Source organism: Pseudonocardia kunmingensis (assembly GCF_006716445.1).
Classification (GTDB): Bacteria; Actinomycetota; Actinomycetes; order Mycobacteriales; family Pseudonocardiaceae; genus Pseudonocardia; species Pseudonocardia kunmingensis.
Genome location: NZ_VFPA01000001.1, coordinates 3,271,754 through 3,279,227, shown reverse-complemented (window position 1 = coordinate 3,279,227; position 7,474 = coordinate 3,271,754). Strand labels below are relative to the sequence as shown.

At 70.8% G+C, this 7,474-nt stretch carries 6 protein-coding genes; all 6 read right to left on the bottom strand.

Features of this window, described 5'->3' with window-relative positions:
* Positions 1-111 precede the first annotated feature (111 nt).
* Genes FB558_RS15675 through FB558_RS15650 form a run of 6 tightly spaced genes read right to left on the bottom strand, consistent with a single transcriptional unit; the run spans position 112 to position 7,353 of the window.
* Entirely contained in the window at positions 112-981 is an 870-nt protein-coding gene (locus tag FB558_RS15675; RefSeq protein WP_142053362.1) for an NAD-dependent epimerase/dehydratase family protein, read from the bottom strand.
* Positions 982-984: 3 nt separating this feature from the next.
* On the bottom strand, positions 985-2,271 hold the full coding sequence (locus FB558_RS15670) for a mandelate racemase/muconate lactonizing enzyme family protein (RefSeq protein WP_246106460.1): 1,287 nt from the start codon (positions 2,269-2,271) through the stop codon (positions 985-987).
* The gene (locus FB558_RS15665) at positions 2,268-3,092 is read right to left on the bottom strand and encodes an RraA family protein (RefSeq protein ID WP_142053360.1); all 825 of its coding nucleotides are present in this window, start codon (positions 3,090-3,092) and stop codon (positions 2,268-2,270) included. The genes FB558_RS15670 and FB558_RS15665 overlap by 4 nt, the downstream gene beginning before the upstream one ends.
* Positions 3,093-3,122: 30 nt before the next feature.
* Positions 3,123-3,920, bottom strand: a complete 798-nt coding sequence (locus FB558_RS15660) for an IclR family transcriptional regulator (protein WP_142053358.1) — start codon at positions 3,918-3,920, stop codon at positions 3,123-3,125.
* Positions 3,917-5,926 (bottom strand): ABC transporter permease, encoded by a 2,010-nt coding sequence (locus FB558_RS15655; RefSeq protein WP_142053356.1) that lies wholly within the window; start codon positions 5,924-5,926, stop codon positions 3,917-3,919. The genes FB558_RS15660 and FB558_RS15655 overlap by 4 nt, the downstream gene beginning before the upstream one ends.
* Positions 5,923-7,353 (bottom strand): extracellular solute-binding protein, encoded by a 1,431-nt coding sequence (locus FB558_RS15650; protein WP_142053354.1) that lies wholly within the window; start codon positions 7,351-7,353, stop codon positions 5,923-5,925. Before FB558_RS15650 ends, FB558_RS15655 begins: the two co-directional genes overlap by 4 nt.
* Positions 7,354-7,474: the final 121 nt, after the last annotated feature.

Genomic DNA, 7,474 nt, shown 5'->3' with positions numbered 1-7,474 from the left:
GCTCGTCGACCGGTGCGCGCAGCGTGGAGCTGGGCCGCCGAATTATTCGGCGGACCTCCGGTGGGGGACACTAAGTACCGACGAGAGTGCCTTTCGTCCGGTGGGGATGCGTCACGCGGACGACGCCGGTTGCCGGGCCCGTTCTGCGTCACCGATCTCCGGGTGGTCGACGGCGGGGTCCCACCCGAGGTCGGCGGTGATCCGCGCGGTCGAGTAGAAGCCCGCGTTGCCCTCCAACGGCGCGCGCAGCGGCACGTCGGGGTAGAAGCGAGCGGCCAGCTCGGAGCTGGGGGTGCGGGTGATCGTGCGGTCGGACACCACGTGGTACACGGCGTGGCCGGGGGTCGGGCGGCGCAGGGCCAGCAGGCAGGCGGACGCCGCGGCGTCCAGGCTCACCCAGCCCCACAGGTCCTTGCGCGCCCGCTCGTCGTCATCGCTGCGCGCGGACGCGGCGTCCGCGCGCAGGCCGTGCAGCCGCAGTGCGGAGAACGCCGCGTCCGGGCGGCGGCGGGCGAACGCCGCGGACTGCTGCTCGATCAGCCATTTCGACAGGCTGTAGGAGTCCTCGCAGTAGGAGGGGTGCTCCTCCTCGTCGATCGGGAAGTGGTCGTAGCGGGGGTGCGCGCTGTAGACCCCGCCGATCGCGTTGATGCTCGACGCGAGGCAGACCGCCGCCAGGCCGTGCTCCTCCGCCGCCACCAGCACGTGGTGGCTGCCGCCCACGTTGATCCGGTGGACGTCCGGTTCCGGGTGGTGGGGGTTGGTGAGCCCGCCGAGGTGGACGACCCCCTGCGTGCCGGCGAGCACGGATCGCACGGCGTCCAGGTCGGTGAGGTCCGCCGCCCGCCACCGCACCGACCTGCCGGACGCCTCGGGGGCGCCCGGCAGGTCGGTGGCGACGACGTCGTGGCCGGCGCGGACGGCACGGGCGACGACGTGCCTGCCGAGCAGACCCGCCGCGCCCGTGACCGCGATGCGCATTGATCAGCTCCAGAGCCGGTCGTGGCTGGTCTCGGCGTCCCAGTGCGTCGTCTCGGCGAAGAACACCGGGTCGCGCGGGTCGAGCTGGGCGCGGAACAGGTCCTCGTTGATGTCGCCGAACCCGAGGCCCGGGGTCTCCGGCACCTCGATCTGGCCGTTCTGGATCAGCGGGCGGGGCAGGTCGGTCACCAGCTCGCTCCAGAACGGGACGTCGGCGGCGTGGTGCTCCAGGGCGAGGAAGTTCTCCGTCGCGGCAGCGAGGTGCACGCACGCCATCGTCGCGACCGGCGACGCCGCCAGGTGCAGCGCCATCGCGACCCCCCGCTCCTGGGCGTAGTCACCCAGCCGCTTGGTCTCCGCGATCCCACCCGATGTCGCCGGGTCCGGGTGCACCACCCGGATCGCACCCGCATCCAGCAGCGGCTTGAAATTCTCCGCCAGGTAGATGTCCTCCCCCGTGCACGTCGGCACCGCCACCGCCTCGGTCAGCTGCCGCCACTGGTCGGTGAACTGCCACGGGATCAGGTCCTCGATCCACGCCAGCGTGAACGGCTCCAGCGCCCGCCCGATCCGGATGCACGAGTCCAGCGCGATGTGCCCGAAGTGGTCGGCCGCAAGGGCGACGTCGTAGCCGACGATCGAGCGGATCGTGTCGACGTAGCTCGCCAGGTGCTCCACGCCCTTGGGCGTGACCTGGATGCCGGTGAACGGGTGCATCGTGGTGACGTCCTCGCGGGCGCCGGTCGGCGCGATGAGCGCGCCCGGCACGTCCCACAGCAGCGAGATGCCCACGTCCATCTTGAGCATGGTGAAGCCGCGGCGCTTGCGCTCCAGCAGCTTCTCCCCCATCGCGTGCGGGTCGGCGAGCGAGGGCGTGTCTGCGTAGCACCGGACGGTGTCCCGGAACCGGCCGCCCACCAGCGCGTAGGCGGGCACCCCGTAGGCCTTGCCCGCCAGGTCCATCAGCGCCATCTCGATGCCCGACACGCCGCCGCCCTGGCGGCCGTGGTGCCCGAACTGCTTGATCTTGCGGAAGACCTTGTCCAGGTTGCACGGGTTCTCCCCGACCAACCGGCTCTTCAGCACCAGCGCGTAGGTGGCGCTGGCCTGGTCGCGCACCTCCCCGTAGCCGACGAGGCCCTGGTTGGTGTCGATCCGGACGATCGAGGAACGGAACGGCACCCCGTGCAGGTTCGCCACCCGCACGTCGGTGATCCGCAGCGCGCTCGGCCGCGACGCCGTGCTGACGTACTCCTCGGAAATCGTGCTCGTGCTCGTGCTGGTGCTCACGCGTTCTGCTCCTCGCGCCACTGCTGGAAATCGGACTCGATGTCATCCGCCCACGTCGGGACGTCGATCTGCGCGCTGGTATAACGCCGCTCGGACAACCGCTGCTTGCCGAACACATCCCGCACCCGGGTGTCCTCGCTCGAGGCGGCCACCGCGGCCGCCAGGTGCGCCGGGATCACCGCCACCCCCGTCGGGGTGCCGAGGATCACGTCGCCCGGCAGCACCGTGGCACCGCCGATCCGGACCGGGATGTTGATCCCGGCCAGCGTCACCCCACGGATCGGGGTCGGGTCCACGTCGCGGTGGAAGATGTTCACCCCGCCGGGCAGCTGCGACAGGCCCTGCAGGTCCCGGATACCACCGTCGATCACCGCGCCCACCCCGGTGCGGGAGGCCACCGCGGTGCCCAGGTTGTCCCCGACCACCGTCCCCTCGACGATCTTGCCGAAGATGTCGACGACCATCACGTCGCCGTCCTCCAGCGTCTCGATCACCCACGAGTTCTGCCGGTCACCCTCCAGGTGCCCCTCCCGGGCCCCGGCCGCGACCACCACGCCGTCGAAGTCGGGACGATGCGGCAGGAACTGCGCCGTCACCGCCCGCCCCACGATCACCGTGCCCGGGTGGGTCTCACGCCAGCCACCCGCGAACTGGCGCACGTAGCCGGCCTGGAACAGGTGCCCCCACGCCTCCTCCGTGGTGGCCAGCCGCAAGCTCGCCAGCACGTCGTCGGGCACACGGGGCCGACCCGACCCGAACCGCTCACCGGTCCACGCCGCCGTGAGCTCCTCGAGGTCGTCCTTGCCGGGATGGATGCGCACGTCCGCTTCGCCTTCTCTCTCTCGGGTCGATCACCAGGTGGGCTGGATCAGGTCGGCCATCCCGGCCACTGCCGCCTGCAGCGCAGGGGCGTAACCGAGCAGCTCGTCGCGCTCGACCGCGAACGTGACGGTCGAGATGCTCACGCCACCGCGCGGGCGTCCGCTCGGGTCGAGGAACGCGGCGCCGAGGCAGCGCACGGTGGCCTCGTTCTCCTCGTCGTCGATCGCGTAGCCGCGCTCGCGCACCGCGGCCAGCTCGGCGTGCAGCGCCGGGAGGTCAGTGATCGTCGCCGGCGTCCGGGGCGGCATCCCGGCGGAGGCGACGACGGCTTCGACCTCGTCGCGGGGAAGGTGCGCGAGGACCGCCTTGCCGATCGCCGTGCAGTGCAGCCACAGCTGGTTGCCCACGCGGGACCGCATCTCGTAGGGCTTGTCGCTGTCGACCTTGTGCAGGTAGACGGCGTGGTCGCCGACGCGGACCGCCAGGTGCACGGTGTTGCCGCCCGCCTCCTGCTGCAGCCGGCACAGCGCGGGACCGACCCCGGCCGACACGACCGAGACGATCTGCGCGCCGAGCCCGGACAGGCGCCCCCCGATGCCGTAGCGCCCGTCACCGCAGTTCTCGGCGTAGCCCTCGGCGGCGAGCATGGCCAGCACCCGGTAGGCGGTGGACCGCGGGACGGCCGCCCGGGCGGCCACGTCCATCAGCCGGTGCGGACCTGCGGAGACGGCCAGCGCCTCGATGATCCTCATGGCCTTCTCGACGGACGTGCCCGCCGCGCTCGCGCGCCCCCGACGGGCCGGCCCCGCTGATGTCGCTGATGTCATCCCTTGACAGCACCCGCTGTCAGGCCCTCGGTCAAGAACCGCTGCCCGAACGCGTACATGAGCACGACCGGGATGCTGATGAGCAGCGACGCCGCGGCCAGCTGGCCCTGCGGCACCACGTCGCCGAAGATCATCGACTGCATGCCGACCGGCAGGGTCATGTACTCGTTGCGGGTGATGAACACGAACGCGAAGAGGAACTCGTTCCACGCGTTCGTCAGCGTGAACAGGGCGACCGCCAGCAGGCCCGGCTTGGCCAGCGGCAGCACGATCCGCACGAACGCGCCGAACCGGGTGCAGCCGTCGACCAGCGCCGACTCCTCCAGGTCGGCCGGGATGGACCGGAAGTAGCCGACCAGCAGCCACGTCGCGAACGGCAGCGTGAACGTCGGGTAGGTGAGCACGAGCGACCACAGGGAGTCGTTCAGCCCGACCCCGCTCATCATCTGGTAGAGCGGGATGAACAGCAGCGCGCCCGGCATCACGTAGGTGAGCAGGATCGTCACCGTGAAGCTCTCCGAGCCGCGGAACTTCAGCCGCGCGAGCGCGTAGCCGGCGAGCGCGGCGCAGACCAGGGCGATCAGGGTGGACGCCCCCGCCACCAGGATCGTGTTGAGGTACCAGGTGCCGAACGCCCGGCCCGTGAAGAGGTTGGTGAACTGCTCGGTGCTCCACGGGGTGGGCCACAGGTCGTTCGTGCGCATGACGATCTGGGCGTCGGACTTGAACGCCGTGACCGTCATCCAGTACAGCGGGGCGAGCACGAAGGCCAGCAGCCCGACGAGCGCGACTCCCGAGCCGATGCCATTGACCAGCCGCGCCGCCCGCTGGTTGCCGCGCGCGGCCAGCGTGGAGACGATCCGCCCGACGGCGGCGGCGAGCAGCACGCAGACGCCCAGCACGAGCGCGGCCTTCCACACGATGTGCGGCGACGACCAGACCAGCAGCAGCGTCGAGACGGCGACGACCACCCACGGCATCGCCTTGCGCTGCGCCGGCGTGAGCCGGCTGCGCCCGAGGTCTCCCATGCCCGGACCGTCGCTGCGGCGCATCATCCGCACGAGCACCAGCACCAGGATGCCGACGATAGGCAGCATCACCAGGGTGACCGCCGCGCCCGCACCCAGCTGCAGCTGCTGGATGGCCTTGGAGTAGGCCACCATCACGTACGGGGCCGTGGCGTCACCGGGCCCGCCCTGGGTCATCAGCCAGATCAGGTCGAAGTTGTTGAACGTCCAGATCGACGACAGCAGCACCGTCACGATCATGACGTGCCGCAGGCCGGGCAGCGTGACGTGCCGGAACCGCTGCCAGGCCGACGCGCCGTCCACCATCGCGGCCTCGTAGAGGCCGCTGTCGATCGCCTTGAGGCCTGCGAGGAAGGTCACCGTGAAGAACGGGATGCCCTTCCAGACGTTGACCAGGATCACCGCCGGCATCGCGAGCGCGGGGTCGGACAGCCACTCCGCGGGCCAGGACTCGACGAGCCCGATCGCGGCGAGCGCAGGACCGACGCCCGTCGCGGTGAGCACCGTGTTGACGCTGCCGAAGATCGGGTCGAACAGCGACCGCCAGGTGAAGGCGGTGACGACCGTGGGCACCACCCAGGGCAGCAGGATGATCCCCGCGAGGACCGCCCGGCCGCGGCGCATGTGGTGCAGCATCAACGCCGCGATGAGGCCGAGGGTGACCTTGAAGATCTCGGCGTAGGCGGTGAAGACGAACGAGTTGAGCACGCCGGTGTGGAACACCGGGTCGTCGGCGAGGGCGGTGTAGTTGTCCAGCCCGACGAAGACGGTCTCCGCCCCGTGCCGCTCGGTGGTGCTGGTGATCATCGAGCTGACGATCGGGAACAGGATCAGCGCCGCGATGAGCAGCCCGGTGGGCGCGAGGAACGCCGTGGCGAGCCGCCAGTCGCGCCCCAACCACCGCTGTGCGCCGACGAGCGCGGGCGATGCCGTCGCCGCCGGTCGGGTGGGGGCGGGCTGCGGCCGCAGGATGGTCACTGCCGGTAGCCCTGCTGCTCGAAGATGTCGACCATGCGGTCGTGGGTGGTGGCCACCGCCTCGGCCGGGCTGGTGCCCTGGATCACCGACTGCATCATGTCCGTCAGCAGGTAGGCCGCCACGGCAGCCTGCTGGCCGGGGCTGGGCGGCTGTGGGAACGAGTAGCCGGTGGCGGTGGTGATCGGCAGCTCCTGCCGGGTCTGCTCGCGGATCGCGGCGAACGCGGGGTCGCCGCTGGTGTAGTACGGGTCGGAGTCCCACACCCGCTCCCAGGACGGGTTCACCAGGCAGGGCGCCTCCTTCGCGACGCCGAGCAATGCGCTTCCGCTGACCATGAACTTCGCCACCTGCTTGGCGAGGTCGGGGTTCTTCGCCCCCTTGAAGACGACGAACGAGTTCGACTGGCCGATCGCGAGCGGCCGGTCGATGGCCGGACCGTAGGCACCGTTGAACGGGTGCGTGTTCTCGTAGACCGGGTTGCCCTTGGTCTTCGAGTCGGCGTAGATGCTGTACTGGTTGTTGGTGAGCCCGATGATGCCGGCGAGCCAGTTCTCGTTGTTGCCGGTGTCGGTCCAGGCCTCGATCCCGGGCGGCAGCATCGGCTCGTACTTCGGGTTCGTGTAGATGTCGCCGATGAACGAGATGGCCTCGACGGTCTCCGGCGAGTTGAACACCACCCGCTGCCCGGTGTTGTCCGCGATCGCCCCGCCGTAGGCGTTGACGACGGACTCGATGAACCCGTTGGCGTCGCCGGAGCGGTTCACGGTGATGCCCCACCCGAAGCGCCGCTGCGCGGGGTCGGACACCGCCAGCGCGTTGTCGCGCAGCTCCTCCCACGAGTAGGTGGGCTTGATCGGGATGCCCTTCTCCGCGTACCAGTCCTTGCGCAGGTACATCCCGGCGGCGATGAAGTGGTACGGGATCGCGTACCAGCGCCCGTCGAACACGCAGTAGTTCTTGGCCTCCGAGGCCGGCTCTCCGTAGAGCCCCTTCATCTCCTCGACCACGTCGGTGAGGTCGGTGAGGTCGCCGAGGTTCTGGAGCTGGCCGACGAAGCGCTGGTCGCTCATGAAGGCCAGGTCCCGGGCGGTGCCCGCCTTCACCTCGGCGTCCATCTTGGCGACCATGTCGCCTGCGTCGCCGGAGACCAGGTCGTTCTGCACGGTGGTGCCGGTGGCCTGCGCGAACGCCTGGAGCGACCGGTCGAGCGCCGCGTTGGCGGCGTCGGAGTAGAGCTTCTGGGAGAGCATCCCCACCGAGCTACCGCGGTAGGACGCCGCAGCGTCGAGGATCTCCTGCGGGACCTGGACCTCCACCGGGGGCGCGGCCGGCGGACCGCCGCCACAGGCCGTCAGGCCCACGGCGCCGAGCGCGCTCATCCCCAGGAACTTGCGCCTCGACCAGACGGGCTGGATCCGCTGTGCCATGACCACTCCTCCCGCGTCCGCTCTCGGGACGCGTGCCGACGGGGCGACGTTGCAACCGACGGGGGCCGGGAGGCGACGTGCCTCCCCTCCTCGTGCGAGGAACGGGCCGGAACGGCCCGCG

Excerpts from the sequence above, each read along its gene's own strand:
- FB558_RS15675 (WP_142053362.1), bottom strand. The coding sequence starts at position 981 with ATGCGCATCGCGGTCACGGGCGCGGCGGGTCTGCTCGGCAGGCACGTC.
- FB558_RS15660 (WP_142053358.1), bottom strand. The coding sequence starts at position 3,920 with ATGACATCAGCGACATCAGCGGGGCCGGCCCGTCGGGGGCGCGCGAGC.
- FB558_RS15650 (WP_142053354.1), bottom strand. The coding sequence starts at position 7,353 with ATGGCACAGCGGATCCAGCCCGTCTGGTCGAGGCGCAAGTTCCTGGGG.